Raw genomic sequence first — 18,989 nt, 5'->3', positions numbered from 1 at the left:
TGGTCCCAGGTCGAGTTGAAGCTTTTGCTCCCAAGCCTCGACTGCGCCAAGTAGCCGAAACTCCACGATGCGCCCCCTCCGCCTGGTCCTCCCTATCTGTAAATCGGTCGAATCACGCATTTTGTTGTTGCTCCGTTGGAGTGCATCACCCGGAGTGTGCAACCTATCGCTGCAGGTTGAAGGCTCTTTGGAAGCCAATTCAATTGACTCTCATCATCCTCTTATCTCTATTGACTTCACTTATGGGCACTTGCTCCGAATGAGGAGGAGATGCCATGTCGGGTGTGAGCCTCGAAGCTCGTGAGTTGTCGAAATGGTTCGGTTCCCGGACGGCTGTCGACTCGGTGAGTTTCGCCGTCCAGGAGGGCGAGGTGATCGGTCTTCTCGGCCCCAACGGGGCGGGAAAGACCACGACGATCCGCATGCTCTCGACGATCCTGTCGCCCACCGGCGGCGACTTCGCCGTCGCAGGTGTGCCGTCGTCCCGGCCCGCGGACATCAGGGCGCGCATCGGCGTGCTGCCGGAGAGCGCGGGCTATCCCGCGTTCCAGACGGGATTGGAATACCTGATGTACCACGGGAGGCTCTTCGGGCTGTCTCGTGCCGAGGCCAGGCAGACCGCCGTGCGTTTGCTCAAGCAGGTGGGGCTCGCGGACCGCGCGCAGTCCCGGATCGCGACTTACAGCCGGGGCATGCGGCAACGCCTCGGCATCGCGCGGGCTCTGGTGAACAACCCGTCCGTGGTGTTCCTCGACGAACCGACCCTGGGACTGGATCCCGCCGGACAGCGGGAGATTCTCACCCTGGTGCGGACGATCGCCGAGGCGCGCGGCACGACCGTGGTGCTGTCGACGCACACGCTGCCCGAGGTCGAGCAGGTGTGCTCCTCGGTGCTGATCCTGAACCAGGGCAAGGTCCTGGCGTCCGGCAGCGTGGCGGAGGTGACGAGCACGGAGGCGGCCGGCCACCAGTCCGGCCGGCTGCGCGTCCCGCCGGAGGAGATGGCGCGGGCGGCCGAGGTGCTGCGCCGCGTGCCCGGCGTCTCGGTCGAGGTGTTGAAAGACGTCGTGACCGTCACGTCGGCGGACGGCATGAACAACGCGTTGTCCGCTGTGCTCGACGCCGGGCTCACCGTGGTCGCGTTCGAGGTCGACGGCGCGCGGCTCAGCGACGCCTTCCTGGCGATGACGAGGGGAGGCACGTCGTGAACGCGCGGATCGTCGCCGGCCAGGAGTGTCGCGACCTGTGGCTGAGCGGTCGCGGCCCGGTGCTGACATTCGCCTATGCCGTGCTGCTGAGCGTGGTGACGTACCTGGCCGCCACCAACCAGATCCTCAACTTCCTGGAACAGCGGGAGTCGGTGAACCTGGTGCTGCAGATCGCGGTCGCGGTCGGGGTGCTGCTCACCCTGGTGGTCGCCGCGGACGCGATCAGCGGCGAACGCGAGCGCGGCACCCTCGAAAGCCTGTTGCTCACACCGGTGTCCCGCGGCTCGATCGTGCTGGGCAAGCTGGTGGCCGCGATGTCGTTGTGGGGCGCGGTTTTCGTGGTCGCGCTGCCGTACCTGTGGGTGCTCGGCAAGGGCGTCGCCGTGGTCGGGGAGGCGGTGCTGCTCGGCCTGGTCATCGGGACGTTGCTGGCGTTGTCCATGGCGGCGGTCGGCCTGCTGATCAGCGCCCGGTCCTCCACCAACAAGGTGAGCCTCGCCGCGTCGCTGTTCCTGTTGCTCGCCCTGTTCGCGCCGACGCAGCTGCCCGCGATGCCGACGTCGTCGGTGGGCGACCTGCTGGTGCGGATCAACCCGGTGACGGCCGGGATGCACTACATCGGGCTGGTCCTGCTCAAGGGGCACACGTGGACCCAGGACCTGTCGTACCTGATCTCACCGGTGGTGGCCGTCGTGGCGACCGCCGTGGCGCTGGCTGTGACCGGGCCGCGCATCGTCCGGCTCACGGGAGGGGTTGGTTCCGGATGAGATTGCCCGTCGGAATGAGACTGCTGCTCGCCGCACTGGTGCTGACGCTGTTCCCCGCCACGGCGTCGGCGACCGTCGAGGTGGCGGTGTCGGAGTCTCGCATCACCGGCACCGTTGGTCAGTACCTGAACATCTCCTCGACGGTCACCAACACCGGGTCGGCACCGACCGGAAAGCTGATCGCGCACCTGAACGTGGCTTCGCTGAACGATGTCTACGTCGACCTGGAGGACTGGACGGCCGCACCGACGCAGTCCCTGCCGCCGCTGGGGCCGGGGGAGCGCGCCGAGGTGTCGTGGGACATCCAGGCGGTGAACGCCGGGGTGTTCAACGTGTACGCCGTCGTGCTGCCGGACGGCTCCGCCTCGCTGTCCGTCAGTCCACCCATCCACGTCGAGGTGGCCGGGCGGCGCACGCTCAGCGCCGGTGGTGCGCTGCCGATCGCGCTGCTCGTGCCGATCCTGCTGGGGGCCGCGGTCTACGCGGTCCGCCGCCGCCTACGCAACACAGCCTGAACGACCATGAGGGTGACCTTCATGAACCTCAGGTTCATGAAGGTCACCCTCATGGTCGTTGAAGCCGATCATGCTGCTGTCGTCTTCCTGATGGATACGTTTGGGCGTGGTCGCTGCTTGGCGGCTGCATAGGCGGCGCGAAGCTCTGCGATCACCACGTCAGGCTCGACGCGCAGGCGTGTCGGCAGCGTCTGCACGACGCTGATACCTGCGGCGGCATACCTGGAATTGCGCGCGAGCGTTCTGGCGTATGCGTCCTTGCTGTAGTGAAACTCGTTGCTGTCGATCTCCCAGGCGAGGCCGACTTCGTCGCACCACGTGTCAGGCATGCCGATGTAGGTGCCGTCCGAGTCCACGATGACGACGTTGCAGTGCGGCACGGGCAAGCCCGCCTTGTGCCAGACCTCCAACGCGTCGGCCTCAGCGACCGACCGCACACCGAGATCGAGTTCGTTCAGCACGCGTCTGGGCAAGGCGGTTCCTCGCTTTGTCCCGGTATCCAGTTCGCGACGCAAGTCGGCCGTGTTCGTGAGGCCACGTTGGATGGCTTCGATCAACAACGCACGTACGGGATCGAGCTCCCGGATACGACGTACCCCGTCGAGAACAGCTCGCGTCGGAGGGGCGAGCGGTACGCCGTCCCGGTAGATCGCGTGTGGAAGGAACCTCGTGCGTTCCACAACTGCGAATCCTGAACTGAGGACTTGGTGACCGTGCGGGACCAGCAGGTGGACGAACTCGGGATCCATGCCGTCGCGGAGTTGGTAGAGGCGCGCTGCCTGGAGACCGGTCACGACCGCGTCATCCCTCGCCAACATCAGCGCTGCTTCGATCCGCTGACGTTCGTTCGGCTGGGATCGCGCGAGCAACATGATGCCTGGCAGCAGGCGGCGCCAGCGTCCCCCCGGCTGGCACTGCCGGTACGCGGTCTTCTGGCTGATTCCCAGCTCCTCCAGCGTCGATGCCCGGATAACGCCGAATCGGCTGTGTCGCCACAGCTCACCATCAGCGCGATCCCACCTACCTCGGTCCATGAGCCCATATTGCCGAGCACCCCTGACAATTCCGGGTCGTGTGCCATGAGGGTGACTTTCATGGACCTCAGGTCCATGAAAGTCACCCTCATGGCACTTGGGCTCGGGGGGCTAGGCGGTGGCAGGCCTGGGTTGAGGGTCGGGCGGGGGTTCTGGCTTGCTGCGGCGTGGCCCGGCGAAGCGGAGGTAGAGGGACGGGGTCACGAACAGGTTCAGCAGGGTCGAGGTGAACAGGCCGCCGATGATGACGATCGCCATCGGGTGCTCGATCTCGTGTCCCGGCAGGTCGCCGGCGATGGCCAGCGGCACCAGGGCGAGACCGGCGGCCAGTGAGGTCATCAGGATCGGCGCGAGACGTTCACGGGCACCGCGCAGCACGAGGTCCCTGCCGAACGGCTCGCCCTCCTCCCTCTCCAGGTGCTGGAAGTGGTTGATCATCAGGATTCCGTTGCGGGCCGCGATGCCGAGCACCGTGAAGAACCCGACCAGCGACCCGAGCGACAGGATGCCGCCGGTCAGCCACGCTCCGAGCACGCCACCGACCAGTGCCATCGGCAACGTCAGCAGCACCAGCACGGCGAGCCGCCAGCTGCCGAACGCGGTCACCAGGATCAGCAGGATCGCGATGAGCGCCGCGCCGGCGAAGATCAGCAACCGGTTCTGCGCCGCGGTGGCCTCCTTGTACTCGCCCAGCAGCTCGGCGTGGAACCCGGCGGGCATCGAAACCTGAGCCAGCCGCCGTTCGACCTCGCCTGCCACGTCGCCGAGCGCGAAACCCTCGGCCACGTTGGCGCCCACGTCGATCCGGCGCGACCCGTTCTCCCGCAGGATCTGGTTCGGCGCGGACACGACCTTGACCGAGGCGAGGTCACCGATCGGCACCTTCCGGCCGTCCGGCGCGTCCATCAGCAACTGGCGCACCGACTCCACGCTGAACCGGGCTTTGGGCTGCGACCACACGTGCACCTCGGTGTTCTTGCCGTTGCGCCAGATGTCGCCTGCCTCCTCGGAGGAGATGAACGCCGAGGCCGTCCGCCGCACCTCGCCCGGCGAGATCCCGTACTGCGACGCCTTCTGCAGATCGACCTCGACGGCCACCTGCGGGATGTTCGTCTGCAGCGTCACGTGTTCCTCGATGATGCCGTCGATCCCGGCGATGAAGTCCTTGATCTCGTTGGCCTTCTGCCGGATGCCGTCGAGGTCGTCGCCGTAGATGCGGACGGTGATCGCGTCGCTGGAGCCGGTCAGCACCTCCTTCGTGCGTTCCTTCAGGTACGTCTGCACGTCGCGTTGCAGACCCGGATAGCCGTCGACGACTTTCTGCACGGCGGCAACGGTTTTCGCGTAGTCGACGTTCTTGTCGATGCTGATCCAGTTCTCGGTGAAGTTCATGCCGACGACTTCGTCGGCGAGCGTGCCCTGGCCGATGTGCGCGCCGAAGTTGCGCACACCCGGAATCGCGCGCAGCTCCTTGCTGGCCTGCTGGGTGATGCGGACCATCTCCTCGCGCGAGGCGCCCGGCTGGGCGACCCAGTGCATCAGGAAGTCGCGTTCCTTGAACGCGGGGAACAGGTTCTGGCCGAGGAACGGCACGATCGCGATGCCCGCGACCATCACCACGGCCACGCTCGAGTACGCCACGCCCGGCCGTGGCACGATCCGCGCCAGCAGTGCCGTGTAGCCGCGTTGCAGCCACCGCACCAGCGGTGACTCGCGGCGTTCGACCGGTGCGTTGCGCAGCATGATCAACGCCAGCGCCGGGATCACCGTCAACGCCACCACAAGTGACGCCAGGATCGACAACCCGTACGCGAACGCGAGCGGGCGGAAGAAGGCTCCGGTCAGTCCACTGAGGAGGAACACCGGCGCCGTCGACGCCAGGATGATCAGCGTCGCGTGCACGATCGGGCCGCGGACCTCGATCGAGGCCTCCAGGATGATCGATGCGGTGGACCTGTCGCCGCCTTCCCGGCGATGCTGCCGTATTCGTCGAACGATGTTCTCGATGTCGATGATCGCGTCGTCCACGAGGACGCCGAGCGCAATGACCAGGCCTGCCAGGATCATCACGTTGATCGTCGCGCCCATGGCGTTCAACACGAGCCCCGCCGCCACGAGCGACAACGGGATCGTGATCGCGCTGATCAACGCCACCCGCCACTCGAACAGGAAGAAGATCAGGATCAGCACCACGAGGCCGAAGCCGATCAGCATCGCGCGGCCCAGGTTGCTCACCGACGTCTCGATGAACGTCGCCGGCCGGAAGATCTCGGTGTCGACCTGCAGGCCCCGCATGCCCGGCTCGAAGTCCTTGATCACCTGCTCGACGCCGCGCGTGACCTCCAACGTGTTGGCCCACGGCAACTTCTCGATGATGATCATGACGCCGAGGCCGTCGTTGATGACGGCGTCGCCGGTGAGCAGTGACGGTGGCATGACGTCGTCGCGGATCTCGGCGACGTCCTTGAGGTAGACCTTCGGCTTGCCGGGTGGGGTCTCGATGGGGATCTCGGCCAGCTGTTGCCCGGACAGCTGCGGGAGCTGGTGCTGCACCGGGAACCGGTTGTTGGCCGTGTCGACGTACCCGCCGGTGCCGATCTCGAAGCCGCCCTTGAACTTCAGCTGCCCGACGTCGACCGCGTTGCCCGTGGAGTCGAGCACCTGCTGCAGGGTGACGTTGTGCTTCGCCATCAGGTCCGGGTCCACCAGCGCCTGCTTCACGTGCCACCGGTCGCCCCAGATCGCCGCGTTCGCGACACCGGGCACGCGCATCAGTCGGGGCCGCAGCGTCCAGTAGGTCAGCAGCGCCATGTCGATGTGGGCCTGGTCGGACTTGTCCGCCTGCGAGATGCCGATCTTCATGGCGCGGCTGGTCGACGACAGCGGCTGGATCATGAACGGCGGGTTGGCCCACCGCGGAAGGCGTGGTGTGATCGCGTTGACGCGTTCCTGGATCAGCAGCCTCGCCTTCATCAGATCTGTGCCCTGTTCGAAGATCATCACGATCGACGACAGCTGGGACACGGACTTCGACCGCATCGCGGTCAGTCCCTCGATGCCGTTGAGCCCCTGTTCCATGGGCACGGAAACGAGCTCTTCGACGTCCTTTGCGGACAGTCCGATGCAGATGGTCTGGATTTCCACGCGGGGCGGGGCGAACTCGGGGAACGCGTCGATCGACATGTCCTTGAGCTGCAGGACGCCGAAGAACATCAGCATCGACGCACCGACGACCACGAGGAACTTGAGCTTCAGGCTCGTACCGATGATCCAGCGCATCATGGCCGGCTACTTCCCGACACCGAGTTCGGTTCCGTACAGCTCGATGAGGCCCGTCTTGACGATCGTGGTGCCCGCCGCGGGGCCCGAGGACAGGAACGCCTCGGAGCCCGCGCTGCCGCCCACGTTCGCGATGGTGACCTGCTCGCGCATGTACTGGCGCGGCGCGGTGACGGTGTAGACCCAGGTGTTGCCGTCCGGTGTGTAGAGCACCGCCTGGTAGGGCACGACCGTCCCGGTGGCGGCGGCGGTGACCGTGGTCGTCTCCACGCCGACGCGCTTCATCGCCTGTTCGGTCAGAGTCACGCTCTTCACGTTCTTGCCCTGGACGGCCTCGACCTTCGCCGGCTTCTCCTGCGGCGCGTCGCTGGCCGAAGTGGTGGCGTTGCACCCCGCTGCTGCGAGCCCGAGCACGACCAGGGTCGCCGCGGCCCATCGTTGGCTAGACATCGGTCTTCTCCTGGGCACCAGTCTTCTCCTGGTCATCTGTCGCCTCCTGGGCGGCGAACTGGGGGTAGAGGTTGGGCAGCACGAACAGGTTCACCAGCGCGGTGGTGAACAGCCCGCCCAGCACGATCAACGCGAGCGGTGCGAGGATCTCGAGCCCGGTCACGGCGCCGTAGACCACGAACGGCACGAGCACGAGGCCGGTCGCCAGCAGACCCGTCACCGCAGGGGTGAACCGCTCGCGTGCTGCCTGCACGACCAGATCCGGACTGTTCGCGTTCAGTCGCTGCAGATGCGCGATCTGCAGGACACCGGTGCGCACGGCCACGGCCAGCACGGCGAGCAGCCCCAGCAGCGCGGCCACGGACATCGAGTTCCGATCGAGCACGACGGCCAGCACGCCACCGGACAGCGCCACCGGCAGCAGCAGGAACTGCAGCGTCGCCAGCCGCCAGCTGCGCAGGCCGGCCTGGAGCAGGAAGAAGATCAGGATTGCCGCACCCGCGATGTAGGTCCAGACGCGGAAGTCCGTCGCCGACCGGGCCTGGCTCTCGCCGAGCACCTCGAGGTGGTGTTCGCGCGGGAAGCTCACGCCCTTGACCCGTTCGGACACGGCGGCCGTGACGTCGTCGAGCGAGCGGCCGCGGACGTTGGCGACGACGTCCATGCTGCGCGACACCTGGTCGTGCGTGATCATCGCCGGCTTCGGTGAGACCCGGACGTCCGCGACCTCGCTCAGCTTCACCTGGGTGGGGCCGCCGTCCGGCCCGCCGGTCGGCGCGTCGATCAGCAGGTTCTGGACGGAGTGGGGGTTCTGCCGCAGCTCCGGCTTGCCCCAGACCACGACCTCGAAGATCTTCTGGTCGTCGAACAGGTTGCCGGCGACGGTCGCCGCGACCAGCGTCGCGGACTGCCTGCGGACGTCACCGGGCTTGAGGCCGTACTTCGCCGCGCGGTCCACGAAGACCTCGATCTCCATGGTCGGCTGGACCTCGGTCGAGTTGATCCGCGGGTCGGCGACGCCGTCGACACCCTTGATGATGCCGAGCACCTCGTTCGCCTTGTCGTTCAGCACGTTGTAGTCGTTGCCGTAGACGCGCACGACGAGGTCTGCCGCGCTGCCACGGCTGAGGACGTCGCGGACCTGGCGGTCCGAGTAGGTGAGCACGTCGCTGCGGATCCCGGGGTAGCCCTCGACGACCCCGCGCACGGCGTTGAGCGTGCTGTCGTAGTTGGCCTCCGGCCGCATGCTGACCCAGACCTCACCGGAGTTGATGTTGGCGATCTGGTCGGACGCCATCGCGCGGCCGGTGTGCGCGCCCGCGTTGCGCACGCCGGACGTCGCCCGCAACTCCGTGGTGAGGGCTGAGGTGATCCGGTTCATCTCATGGCGCGACGCACCGGGCGCGGCCTCCCACTTGATCAGCAGGTCGCGTTCCTGAAGCGTCGGCGACAGCGGTTGCGAGACGAGCAACGGCAGCATGGTCGCGGCCGCGATCAACAGCACCGCGGCGAGCGCGTACCCCGCAGCGCGGAAGGTCACGAACGTGGTCAACACCCTGGCGTATCCGCGTTCCAGCCATTCGGCGACCGGGGAAGGCTTGTGCGCCAACGACTCCTTCGCCAGCAGCGCCGTGGCGAGCACCGGAGCGACGGTCAGCGCGCAGAGCAACGACACCGTGGTCGCGACCAGGAAGGCGATCGCCACCGGCGTGAGGAACGCGCCCTTGACGCCGTCGAGCACGAACAGCGGCACGACCGACACCGCGGTGATGACCGCCGCGACGAACAACGGCCCGCGCATCTCGAGGATCGCCGCGCCGATCACGTCGACGGCCCCTGTTGACGTCTCTGTGCGCTCCTTCAGACGTCGACGCACGTTCTCCACGCCCACGACGGCGTCGTCGATCACCACGGCGAGCGCCATCACCAGGCCCGCCAGGGTCATCATGTTCAGCGGAATCCCGAACCAGGACAACACGAGCACCGTGGCCGCCACCGACGTCGCCACCGTGACGAAGCTGACCAGCGCGCTGCGCCAGTGGAAGAGGAACGCGCCGAGCACGAGCAGCAGCAGGAGGCCGCTGACGAGCAGGGTGGTGACCAGGTTCTCCTTCATCCGGTCGATGAACGACGCGGGCCGGTAGATCGTCGTGTCCATCTGCACACCGGGCAGGCCCGGACGGAGCTCGTTCAGCGCGGCTTCGACGTTCCTGGTGACCTCGGAGACGCTGCTACCGGGGAACCGCTCGACGACGAGCATCAGGTTCGGCTGGTCGTTGACCACCGCGTCGCCGATGAGGATCTGGTGGTCCTCGGTGATCGTAGCGACGTCGGCGAGCCTCAGGCCGCGGTCCTCCGCGCCCTGGATCGTCACCTTGCCGAGCTCGTTGGCCGTCTTGATCGGCTGGTTGTGCTGGATCTCGATGCGCTGGTTCTTCGTGTCCACGAAGCCGCCCAGACCCGGCGTGGACGCCTCGACGAACGTCAGCGGCGACACCCACAGCGCGTTGGCCGAGGTGCGCAGCACCTGGTCCAGCGTCACGGCGTTCTTCGCGAGCTGCGACGGATCGACCTGCACCTGCAGCTGCCGGTCGCGGAAGCCCCAGATGGCGACGTTCGCCACGCCGGGCACGCTGAGCAGCCGCGGCACGACCGTCCACCGGGACAGCAACGACATGTCGATCAGCGACTTGTCCTTGGACGACATCCCGACCATCATCAGCCGCCCGGTGGACGACAGCGGCTGCACCACCAGCGGCGGCTTGGACGACGCCTGCGGCAGCGCGGTCGACATGGTCAGCCGCTCCTGCACGACCTGCCGCGCGCGAATGGGATCCGTGCCAGGTTCGAACGTCATCTCCATCGACGTGAGACCAGGAATGGTGCGCGACTCCAGCTTCGCGAGCCACGGGATCCCGTTGAAGAACTCGTTCTCGATGGGGTTCGTGATGAGGTTCTCGACCTCTTCCGCCGAGAGCCCCAGCGCCTCCACCTGAACGTCCACCCGAACCGGCCCGAACTCCGGCAGCGCCTCGACATTGCTGTTGCGCAGCTGCACGAAGCCGAGCGCGATGAGGGCGACCGCGACCGCCAGGACGAGACGGCGGTACCTCTGACTCGACCCGACGATCCAACGCATCATGGCCGGGGACCTCTCACTCCGATGACCTTGCGGGCATGGAGCGACGATGGGCTTGCCCGGTCACAGACCGCTCATAGCGGCCTCATAGCCCTCTCACACCGGGCTCAACAAACCCCTTGCCGCCACAATTCGGTGCCACAACCCGAGATCGTTGACGAGGCGCTGTCTTACCGCGCCACCGAGCTCTGTGAACGGCGGACTGAACCGTCAGTGTGGCTCTCAGCACCGACAGTTCCGGGAGCTCCGGTTCATCGCTGCTGCAGCGTTGTCCTCGGAACGCCCGCACACTGGATCGTGTTGAAGATGGCCAACAAGGTCGTTCAGCAGTTGTGAAGTCCCGTGGGCCGCTTGTTGCGAGACGACGCCGTTGCCGAGTGCACGGAGGTGTGCTGTGCGCGGGAGAGGGATGTCTCGGAGGTTTGCGCGCTCGTCCATGATGGGTCAGATCCCATTGCCCAAGGCGCACAGCCGCGGCTGGTTCGGCCGCCTAGCCCTGCCGGCCGTGATCGTCCCGTAGCCGTGGAAGCCGCCTGCAGCTGCTTGATGCGCAGGTCAGGCCTATCGGGCCGTGTTTTTGGCACTCCACAGGTCTGACGTGGAACTACGCCGGTTTACTACCACTTTTACTACCGAGGCCCCGGAACAAGAGGTCTGCAGGTCAGAGGCTTTCGGGTGGTATGGGCGATACTGGGATCGAACCAGTGACCTCTTCGGTGTGAACTATGGCACCGATGCCGCGCTGACCTGCAGAAATGAGACTCTTGCAGGTTGGCGCGGGTCCGTTCAAGTCCATTGAGGACCGTTTAGGCATGTTCAATGCGCGGAGTTGCTCCCAATCTGCTCCCACTCCGTGCTCCCAAGGCTCATCGGCTTCTCAACTGAGGCCGGCGTGCACGCTCGGCGGCATGAGAGCGCGGATCTCTATACCACTGGCTGCACCTACCTCGACGCTGTCCGCGCCGAGCTGCACCTCAGGAACGGCAACGGGTACGTGCCGTAGGCGTCAGCTCCCGGTGGCGACGAGCACGAGCGCGCGGTCGTCCGGCACGAGGTAGGCCTTGGCGAACCACTTGTCGGCGGCGAAGGCCTGGTCGAGCCGATCACTGGTGAGGAAGCTGCCGCTGGGCAGCTCACCGCGCAGGCCATCGACGACGTCCGGCGCCTTGCCTGCGGACTCGGGGCTGTACGCGGATTTCAGCTCGTCGATCTTGCTCTCCGGCAGCGTGATCACGGCATCGATCCAGTAGGTCGACGGGCCTGGTGCGCGGTCGGAGCCGAGGGTGCCCGACATCCAGCGGGCCCGCTCCGGAGTGCCCAGGGCCGCGAACCGCTTGGTGAGCGGCTCGAGGTCGGTTCGCAGTTCGCCGGTGCCGGACTTGCCGGCGGCGTCGGTGGTGCGCACGTTCGTTCCTCCGTTCCACAACGACTGACAGCCCGCGGTTAGCACCGCGCACAGCAGCACGGCGGTCAACCTGGTGGAAGTCACCGGCGCTCCCTGGGATTGTCGGGGGTCGGTCCCCGGTCGCGGCCCGACCCGCGTGGCTCACGATCGTCGCCCGGCTCCCCTGTCGGCCCACCGGGTGAGTGGCCGACCTCCCAGGTGACGGTCCTGGTGATCGTGCCGTGCGTGTCGAACGGCTTGGCCCAGCCGATCTCGGTGAAGCGGCCGTTCTCGTTGTCGCCGGCACCGGTGGCGATGTCGGCCTGGCCGCGGTTGAAGTTGTACCTGTCCTCGGCCTTGACGGTGATCTCCATGGTGACCTTGTTGCCCTCGACCCGGACGTTGGAGTGGCTCCACACCTGGTAGCCGCCGACCGCTTTCTGCCAGTTCTCCGTGGTCGGGTAGGGCTGGGCGACCGAGGCCTGCCCTGTCATCGGGAAGTTGGTGTTGCCGCTGCGGATGAGCTCCTCGGCCGCAGCGGCGGCGCGGGTGATCTCGGAGTCGACGCCCTGGCGGATGCCCGAGTCGTCGCGGTACGCCTTCTCGTAGTCGAACTCCTTGGGCTCACCGGTGTTCTTCCAGTAGTGCTCGTACATCTCGGTGCCGTCGGGCATCATGCCGAGCGCCTGGGCACCGCGGAGCTTGGCGAGCCACTTCGCCTTGTCCAGATGGTCACCAGCCGTGGACTCCTTGGAGTCGTAGACGAAGTCCTCGTCGAACTTGATGTCTGGACGGTCGGGTGGGCCGATCCGGTAGCGGCCGTCCTTGGTCTTGTTGCTGACGTCCGCCTCGGCGAGGCTCGTCGCGCCGCCGTCGGAGATCTGCGCTTGCTCCGCTTTGGTGAGCGCGCTGTTGAGCACCGCGTCGACCTCGTGGGCCGCCCGCAGGATCCGGCCGACGGCCTCGGTGAGCTCAGCACGGAGACGGGCCCGCTGGTGCAGGCTCTCCGGCGTGTCCTGCGCGTCCGGCGGACGTTCGTCGACGACGTCGCCCTGAGCGCTGATGGTGAACTGGTTGGACGCTGCGGTGGAGTCGGTGTTCTCGACCTCGTGGCGGAGCGCGGTGAGGGCGTCGGCCGAGTCGTGCAGGGTCCGCAGCACGGTGCCGGCTTCGGCGACGACGTGTTCTGCGCGGTCGACGAGGGCGGCGAGCTTGGTCTGTGCGGCCGTCGCCGCGTCGCCGTGCCAGTAGACGGGGCCGAACGCGAGGTTGAGCTCGTCCTGCAGGCCGATGATCTTGTCTTTGCGTGCCTTGACGGTGGCGGCCGCGCTCTCGAGCGCGCCCGAGTTCCAGGTGCGCACGTCGTGGTAGGTGAAGGTCATTTGAACAACCAGCCCAGGATCGAGAGGTCGTCCTCCGCGGCGTTCTCGTCCTTCTCGTAGCGGTCCGCGGCGGCGCGGACGTCGGCGGCGAAGTTCGTGATCTCGCCGGCCCACGCGGCGAGCCTCGCGTCCCAGGCTTTGGCCAGGTTGGGCGCGGTGGCCGCGGACAGCGAGCCTCGCATGCCTGCCGGGATCTCGGCCGGGCCCTCACCCAGCTTGACCTGCTTCGCCTGTTCGCCGGCGCTGACCGCGGACTCCGCGGCTTTGCGCAGCGCGGCGATGTCTACCTCGTATCCCCCCATGGCTGCCCCTCCGATCGCACCATAGCGTTTGCCGTCAAACAGCGCAGCGGAATGGTGAACTGGCCATAGTGGATCTGATCTGTTTCGCACCCCGCCGGGCGTGTGGAACATGCACGAGCCGACCATTCGGGCCGCTGCTCCGAACGTCCTCCGCCAGGTAGCCGGAATCGACACGCTGACCCGAATGGCTGAGTATCGCCAGGCGCCGCCCAGCAACGCACCGAGCACGCCCCGGTTCTAAACACACGACTGCACTGCGCTCAGAAACGTCCGCTCATCGGCATTTCCGGACGTTTGGGTTGCCGTCGCTGTGACCGGCCTCAGGCAGATCTGGAAGCTGCTCTCTCAGTGGATCACCTGCAGTCGGTGGTCCCATGACTGGCAACGCGGTGGTCCCACGACGGTGGCAAACGACAACGTTGATGCCCGACCCCGACGCAAAGGCTTGGCAGGCTGCCGCCGGAGTCGCGAAGAAGTAGACTCCCAGCAAGAAGCACCTGGTCAGCGCACTGCTGTACAGCAGCAAAGTACAGCAACCACCCCGACCGTGGCCGACCACGAGCAACCAGCATCGGCCGTCTGACGTCGGCAAGGCTGGCCAAACTGTGCTTGCCCGCCGTCAGGGTGTAGTCCGTCGTGCGCTCACCCGCACTGGTGCCGTGCTCCACCAGCTTCGTGCGGTCGCCCGCAACGTAGTAGCTGTAGGAATGCCAGTACTTAGACGGACCACCGAGGCCGGCGACAGTCGGCACGGCCGTGCAATCACCGGAGGCAGGAGTCCAGGCTTCGGTCAGCCGGCGCAGGTAGTCGGTCTGGAAGCACTGGGTGTCCGAGCTGACCGAGTCCGCGATTCGCTTGACGTTGCCGGAGTCGTCGTAGCGGTACGAGACGTCAGCGCGGTATCAGTGCCATAGTTCACACAGAAGGAGTCCTAGAACCGACCTCAACCGCGCTCAACTGCACCAAACGGCTGGTCAACGGACCTGAACGGCCTCAAAGCAGACCTTCGGTTGAGCCACTGAGTGTTTAGGTTTCGTGGCCAGGTGCACACTCGCGCTCAAGAGCCAGGTGGTGTCCCCAAGGCACCGCATGTAGTTCCGACGCCCGCTCATGCCGATGAGAGGACGCAAGCCTCCTGGTTGCAACCGCGCGGTCCGGCCACGGACTGAGAGCCCGCTGTCTATACCTTGCTCGCCACCACCATGTAGTTCTCGGCCTCAAGGTTGAACGTGCTCATTTCCGTCTGGAGTCCGACCCGGTGCAACTCGGCTTCGAGTTCTTCGTATCGGTAGGGCCAGCTCGACAGCAATTCCGAGCGGGCAAGAACCGACCCAGCCGTATCCACTTGCGCGATCGCAATCTCGATGTGGTGCTCGTCCTCCCAGTTGGGCGCAATGTCCCAGCGGTAGACCACGACGGCATCGCGCCCGTTCCGGCGGACGAGTCGGTCACTGATGTCCAGTCGGGAACCTTTGGCCCTGACGAGTTCCCAAGTGCGGGAGGTGAGTACCAAGCGCCCGCCACGGCGCAGAAGCCGTGACATCGACTCCAGAGCAGCAACTCTGCCTCGCGCGCCCTCGGCATGGTGCAGCGAGTTGCCAACGCAGAACACCATGTCGAAGGTGTCGTCATCGAAATGGTCGGGCAACTCTTGCCAGTCCGCCCGCACTGTCCGGACAGATGCCCCGAACTCCTCAGACAACTCCGCAGTCCGACGAACCATCGCTTCGCTGGCGTCAGTTGCGACAACGTGCATGCCAAGACCGGCGAGGCCAACCGCCAACTGTCCGGTCCCGCACGAACAATCGAGGACGTGAGCGTTCGACGGCAGAAGACTGAGGACGTCGTCGAACGACGCGGCGAACTCGGCCGGAGCCAGCTTTGCATCCGAGATGAGCCACTCGTACACCTCGGCAAGCGCGTTATAGCTGCTCACAACTACTACCTCCGTCACGCGGCAGACTCACGGTGGCCATCAGTACATCAGCGGAGCAAGTCGGTCACCAATGGTTTTCGCAAGGGCAACGCGTCCGCGCATGCCGCATTTCGGCCGTACGGGAACGCAGCGTTTGCCAATCGTCAGCGCGATGTCCTGTTCCACTTCTGCGCTGCTGTCGGTGGTCCCATGACTGGCAACGTGGTGGTCCCACAACGCTGGCAGGCGACGCTCATCGTGAGCGCCGGCAGTCCGGGCGCCGCATCCCCTATGGCCGCAAGTGCTGTGGCTGCGGCTAACGCCAGGGTTGCGTGACCTGTGCAGCAGCAAGCTTCGACACCTCCTCAGGGTCGCCTGCTTCGAGGTCGGCGGCGATGTTGAGGAATCTCTCGGCGGCTGCGTAGTGCTCAGGACCGTTCATGTCCGCAGCCGTACGAGACGATCTGGGCACTTGGCGACGGGTAAAAACCCGATCATGTCCAGCCTCGCGTCAGGGCAGACGTGCCACACCTCCCCGGTCCCTTGTCCCTGCTGCGCTTAGCGAATGGACGGCGGTGTCAAGAGTGGCCGTAGGCCATCGCGTAGCGACGCGAAGCGCTCTTGGCACCGCCGTCCAGGCGTTAACGATGGAGGGAGATGGGTGCGGGACCTCTCACTCGTCCTCGCGGTTCCTGTGGGGCCGCTGGGTCGGTGGGTCGCTGTCCCGTCCGGTCGGGGTAGGCCCTACCTCCCGTCGCCGGGCGCGGGTGGGTGGCCGAAGGCCGGGCCCCGCCTGCTTGCCCGAGCGACAAAGAGGCGGGGCCGTTAAGCCCCTTGCCGGACGGGATAAGCAGTGCGACACAGCGACCCCGCAGGGGCCAAACGCAAGCGGTGGTCGACGGAGCAGGCGAAGACGTTCCTGGTGTCGGCGCGCAAGGACGATGATCCGTTCTATGCGGCGTACGTGCTCGTGGTCGCCATGGCCATGCGGAAGGGTGAGGTGCTCGGCTTGCCCGAGGACGCGGTCGACGAGGTCGAGCAGCTCCTCGACATCGGGTGGCAGCTGCAACGGGTGCGTAGTCAGCTCCTGTACCGCGAGACCAAGACCGAAGCCTCTGACGACTCGTTGCCGATGCCACCGATCGCGGCCACGGCCGTGAGGCTCAGGAGGAAGCAGCGTGCGGCGGACAAGGCGGAGGCGGATGTGGCATGGCACGAAAGCGGCCTGATGTTCACCACCCGGCACGGCACGCCGATCGAGCCGCGCAACTTCAACCGATCATGGGACCGCCGATGCGAGAAGGCATGCGTTCCCAAGATCACCGTGCACGACGGTCGACGGAGCTGTGCGTCTCTGCTCGCGGAGTTGAACGTGCACCCTCGGGTGGTCATGCGCATTCTGCGGCACGCGAATGTGAAGGTCACGATGGAGATCTACACCGAGGTCTCGGACGAGACGACGCGGAAGGCGCTACAGCAGCTGAGTGAAAGCCTCGACATTTGAGGTGCTGCTGTACTTCGCTGCTTGCAACAACGCCAGAGGCCCGGAGCCGTGAATGGCTCCGGGCCTCTGACCTGCAATGGGCGATACTGGGATCGAACCAGTGACCTCTTCGGTGTGAACGAAGCGCTCTCCCGCTGAGCTAAACGCCCGTGTTCTGTTGTGTTGCTGTCCCGCTCTCGCGGTGTGGCCATAGCCTACAACATCATCAACGAGAACCAAAAATCGGGCTCTGCAACCAGCTCCACTCCACGCCGAACCAGCCGCCGACCAGCGCGAACACGTTGAGGAAGTAGCAGGTGACGAGCACGATGCCGCAGACGCCTGCCATCACCAGGCCGCGGACCCAGGCGGGTTGGCGCTTGAGCCACTCGACCCAGCGGTCGTAGTAGCGCTTGGCGAACTGCAGGACTCGGCCTGCCCACTCGAACTCGGTGGCGAGGATTGCCAGGCCCGCGAAGACCACCAGCCAGCCTGGGCCCGGGTACGGGATCATGATGATGCCCGCGATCAGCACGAGGCCGCCGATCACGCCCACGCCGATGCGGTAGGCGAGGTTCAGCGCCGGGTTGCGGTGGAACCAGTGGCGCCAGCCCTTGTGCTCGTCGGGCTTCACGTCGGGCTTGGTCATGTGTCGATCATCCTGTTGGGACTCAGGCGGGTGCAACCTGGCCCGATGCCAGGACCTCCGAGGGCTTCGGTGGGAGCTGGCGACCGGGTTCTAGTGACACCGCGAAGGTCTTGTGGTTGTGCGCGTCGGACGGCCAGGCCAGCAGCAGCGGGTCGGTCGAGCCTGGGCGCACGTCGAACATCGCCAACGGTACCGGCGCTTTCGTACTTGCACCCCAAACTACGTATACGTGACCTGAGTCGTTCGGTTTCAGGTTCATCGGCATCACTGCGCCGGAGTTCGGGTTCGACAGGACGATGGCCACGTCGTCGCCGGAGCCGCTGCGCAGGACCGCCCTGTTCGTGGACGGGTCGGCGGCCAGGGAGAGGGCCTTGCTCAGTTCGTCGGTGCGGGCTTCGGCGGCTGTGACCTCGCCCGACAGCTGGTTCACGCGGGTGCCCAGGTAGCCGCCGCCTGCCAGGACTGCGAGGGCTGCGGCTGCGGCCAGCAGGACGCGGCCGGTGCGGCGGCCGTGTTGCGGGCGCAGGGGAGTCGGGGCCGCGTGGCGCGGGGTGTGCGGGGTTGGCACGTCCTGCGGGATGTGTTCGATCTCTTGCATCAGCCTCGCGCGCAGGCGGGGTGGTGGCTGCTCCTGGCGGACTGCGCCGCCGATGCCCGCCAGGACCTCCTGGGTCGCCCGCACCGTGCGCTGGCACGTCGGGCAGGTCGGGAGGTGGTCGCGGACCACTGCTTCCTCGTCGGGTTCCAAGGAGTGCATCGCCCAGCCGACCGCGAGCTCCTCGTGGGGGCACAACTCGCCGTTCACCGGTGGACTCCTGTCGTCTCGCCGGTCTCGCCGGCCCACAAGTTCCCCAACGTGCCTCTCAGGCGTCTTATCGCCGCGAACGTGCGCGATTTCACAGTGCCCAGCGGTACGCCGGTCAGCTTCGCCACTTCGCACTGCGTGTAGCCGCCCAGATAGGCCAGGGCGATCACTTGGCGCTGCTCTTCCGGCAACGTCCGCAGGGCCGCCCTGACCTCGGCACTCACCACGCTCGTCAACGCTTCGTGTTCGGAGCCTTCGACCGGTGGTGAGACGTCGTCGGTGAGGGGAACAGTCCGACGACGCTGCGTGTTCTCTTTACGTACGGCGTCCACCGCGCGGTGGTGAACGAGAGTCATCAACCAGGTGCCGAAACTTCCGCGCGTGGGGTCGAACCTGGCAGGGTGCCGCCAGAGGCCGAGGAAGGCTTCCTGAACCACGTCCTCGGCCAGGTCGGGGTCCACGCAGATGCGTCTGGCCAGCGAATATGCTGGTGTGCCGTACTTGTCGTACAGCTCACCGAACGCTGACCGATCGCCCTGTGCGAGCCTCTGCACGAGCTCGAAATCGGTCGGCCGGCCGTCGCGTGACGCGGCGGATGGGCCGGGCGAGTCAGCCACCAGAGATGTCCTCACGTCCAACATTCGCGCAACAGCCGGTACCGGGTTCAGGTTAGACCC

Annotated in this window: 16 protein-coding genes and 1 tRNA gene; 4 read left to right on the top strand and 13 right to left on the bottom strand. The window is 66.4% G+C overall.

Translation table 11 applies throughout. The annotated features are described in order from the left end of the window. Nucleotides 1–275 precede the first annotated feature (275 nt). From LFM09_RS00965 to LFM09_RS00955, 3 genes are read left to right on the top strand one after another with little or no spacing between them, the layout of a single operon-like run. Entirely contained in the window at nucleotides 276–1,208 is a 933-nt protein-coding gene (locus tag LFM09_RS00965; RefSeq protein ID WP_414094272.1) for an ABC transporter ATP-binding protein, read from the top strand. Continuing rightward, on the top strand, nucleotides 1,205–1,975 hold the full coding sequence (locus LFM09_RS00960; protein ID WP_414094271.1) for an ABC transporter permease: 771 nt from the start codon (nucleotides 1,205–1,207) through the stop codon (nucleotides 1,973–1,975). Before LFM09_RS00965 ends, LFM09_RS00960 begins: the two co-directional genes overlap by 4 nt. Next, on the top strand, nucleotides 1,972–2,490 hold the full coding sequence (locus tag LFM09_RS00955) for a hypothetical protein (RefSeq protein WP_414094270.1): 519 nt from the start codon (nucleotides 1,972–1,974) through the stop codon (nucleotides 2,488–2,490). The genes LFM09_RS00960 and LFM09_RS00955 overlap by 4 nt, the downstream gene beginning before the upstream one ends. A 68-nt stretch (nucleotides 2,491–2,558) precedes the next feature. Here the strand turns inward: LFM09_RS00955 and LFM09_RS00950 are convergent, their stop codons facing one another. The 9 genes from LFM09_RS00950 to LFM09_RS00910 all read right to left on the bottom strand — a co-directional run bounded on the left by LFM09_RS00950 (nucleotide 2,559) and on the right by LFM09_RS00910 (nucleotide 15,817). Beyond that, a complete protein-coding gene (locus LFM09_RS00950) occupies nucleotides 2,559–3,524 on the bottom strand; it encodes a hypothetical protein (RefSeq protein ID WP_414094269.1) in 966 nt (321 codons plus the stop codon). A 111-nt stretch (nucleotides 3,525–3,635) separates the two neighbouring features. Then, nucleotides 3,636–6,806 carry an efflux RND transporter permease subunit gene (locus tag LFM09_RS00945; RefSeq protein WP_414094268.1) on the bottom strand — a complete coding sequence of 1,057 codons (3,171 nt, stop codon included), beginning with the start codon at nucleotides 6,804–6,806 and terminating at the stop codon, nucleotides 3,636–3,638. A gap of 6 nt (nucleotides 6,807–6,812) precedes the next feature. After that, entirely contained in the window at nucleotides 6,813–7,253 is a 441-nt protein-coding gene (locus LFM09_RS00940) for a hypothetical protein (RefSeq protein ID WP_414094267.1), read from the bottom strand. Beyond that, on the bottom strand, nucleotides 7,246–10,395 hold the full coding sequence (locus LFM09_RS00935) for an efflux RND transporter permease subunit (RefSeq protein WP_414094266.1): 3,150 nt from the start codon (nucleotides 10,393–10,395) through the stop codon (nucleotides 7,246–7,248). The genes LFM09_RS00940 and LFM09_RS00935 overlap by 8 nt, the downstream gene beginning before the upstream one ends. A 1,003-nt stretch (nucleotides 10,396–11,398) precedes the next feature. After that, nucleotides 11,399–11,881, bottom strand: coding sequence for a hypothetical protein (locus LFM09_RS00930; protein WP_414094265.1), 483 nt, complete (start codon nucleotides 11,879–11,881; stop codon nucleotides 11,399–11,401). Next, entirely contained in the window at nucleotides 11,878–13,158 is a 1,281-nt protein-coding gene (locus LFM09_RS00925; RefSeq protein WP_414094264.1) for a WXG100 family type VII secretion target, read from the bottom strand. The genes LFM09_RS00930 and LFM09_RS00925 overlap by 4 nt, the downstream gene beginning before the upstream one ends. Then, the gene (locus tag LFM09_RS00920) at nucleotides 13,155–13,460 is read right to left on the bottom strand and encodes a type VII secretion target (RefSeq protein ID WP_414094263.1); all 306 of its coding nucleotides are present in this window, start codon (nucleotides 13,458–13,460) and stop codon (nucleotides 13,155–13,157) included. Before LFM09_RS00920 ends, LFM09_RS00925 begins: the two co-directional genes overlap by 4 nt. 1,180 nt (nucleotides 13,461–14,640) lie before the next feature. Continuing rightward, on the bottom strand, nucleotides 14,641–15,396 hold the full coding sequence (locus LFM09_RS00915) for a class I SAM-dependent methyltransferase (RefSeq protein WP_414094262.1): 756 nt from the start codon (nucleotides 15,394–15,396) through the stop codon (nucleotides 14,641–14,643). 295 nt (nucleotides 15,397–15,691) lie between these two features. Then, entirely contained in the window at nucleotides 15,692–15,817 is a 126-nt protein-coding gene (locus tag LFM09_RS00910; RefSeq protein WP_414094261.1) for a hypothetical protein, read from the bottom strand. Nucleotides 15,818–16,228: 411 nt separating this feature from the next. On the opposite strand from LFM09_RS00910, the gene LFM09_RS00905 reads away from it, so the two are divergent. After that, nucleotides 16,229–16,879 carry a site-specific integrase gene (locus tag LFM09_RS00905; protein ID WP_414094260.1) on the top strand — a complete coding sequence of 217 codons (651 nt, stop codon included), beginning with the start codon at nucleotides 16,229–16,231 and terminating at the stop codon, nucleotides 16,877–16,879. A gap of 77 nt (nucleotides 16,880–16,956) precedes the next feature. Here the strand turns inward: LFM09_RS00905 and LFM09_RS00900 are convergent. From LFM09_RS00900 to LFM09_RS00885, 4 genes are all read right to left on the bottom strand, one after another. Further along, a tRNA-Val gene (locus LFM09_RS00900) sits at nucleotides 16,957–17,028 on the bottom strand. A 56-nt stretch (nucleotides 17,029–17,084) separates the two neighbouring features. Continuing rightward, complete coding sequence (locus LFM09_RS00895) at nucleotides 17,085–17,507, bottom strand: TIGR02611 family protein (protein WP_414094259.1); 423 nt, start codon at nucleotides 17,505–17,507, stop codon at nucleotides 17,085–17,087. 22 nt (nucleotides 17,508–17,529) lie between these two features. Then, nucleotides 17,530–18,312, bottom strand: coding sequence for an anti-sigma factor domain-containing protein (locus tag LFM09_RS00890; protein WP_414094258.1), 783 nt, complete (start codon nucleotides 18,310–18,312; stop codon nucleotides 17,530–17,532). Next, nucleotides 18,309–18,929 carry an RNA polymerase sigma factor gene (locus LFM09_RS00885; RefSeq protein WP_414094257.1) on the bottom strand — a complete coding sequence of 207 codons (621 nt, stop codon included), beginning with the start codon at nucleotides 18,927–18,929 and terminating at the stop codon, nucleotides 18,309–18,311. The genes LFM09_RS00890 and LFM09_RS00885 overlap by 4 nt, the downstream gene beginning before the upstream one ends. Nucleotides 18,930–18,989 lie beyond the last annotated feature (60 nt).

It is taken from the genome of Lentzea alba, from assembly GCF_047445655.1.
GTDB classification, from domain to species: domain Bacteria; phylum Actinomycetota; class Actinomycetes; order Mycobacteriales; family Pseudonocardiaceae; genus Lentzea; species Lentzea alba_A.
This window is presented reverse-complemented; position numbering and strand designations above follow the sequence as displayed.

Excerpts from the sequence above, each read along its gene's own strand:
- LFM09_RS00965 (WP_414094272.1), top strand. The coding sequence starts at position 276 with ATGTCGGGTGTGAGCCTCGAAGCTCGTGAGTTGTCGAAATGGTTCGGT.
- LFM09_RS00955 (WP_414094270.1), top strand. The coding sequence starts at position 1,972 with ATGAGATTGCCCGTCGGAATGAGACTGCTGCTCGCCGCACTGGTGCTG.
- LFM09_RS00950 (WP_414094269.1), bottom strand. The coding sequence starts at position 3,524 with ATGGACCGAGGTAGGTGGGATCGCGCTGATGGTGAGCTGTGGCGACAC.
- LFM09_RS00945 (WP_414094268.1), bottom strand. The coding sequence starts at position 6,806 with ATGATGCGCTGGATCATCGGTACGAGCCTGAAGCTCAAGTTCCTCGTG.
- LFM09_RS00940 (WP_414094267.1), bottom strand. The coding sequence starts at position 7,253 with ATGTCTAGCCAACGATGGGCCGCGGCGACCCTGGTCGTGCTCGGGCTC.
- LFM09_RS00935 (WP_414094266.1), bottom strand. The coding sequence starts at position 10,395 with ATGATGCGTTGGATCGTCGGGTCGAGTCAGAGGTACCGCCGTCTCGTC.
- LFM09_RS00925 (WP_414094264.1), bottom strand. The coding sequence starts at position 13,158 with ATGACCTTCACCTACCACGACGTGCGCACCTGGAACTCGGGCGCGCTC.
- LFM09_RS00920 (WP_414094263.1), bottom strand. The coding sequence starts at position 13,460 with ATGGGGGGATACGAGGTAGACATCGCCGCGCTGCGCAAAGCCGCGGAG.
- LFM09_RS00910 (WP_414094261.1), bottom strand. The coding sequence starts at position 15,817 with ATGAACGGTCCTGAGCACTACGCAGCCGCCGAGAGATTCCTCAACATC.
- LFM09_RS00895 (WP_414094259.1), bottom strand. The coding sequence starts at position 17,507 with ATGACCAAGCCCGACGTGAAGCCCGACGAGCACAAGGGCTGGCGCCAC.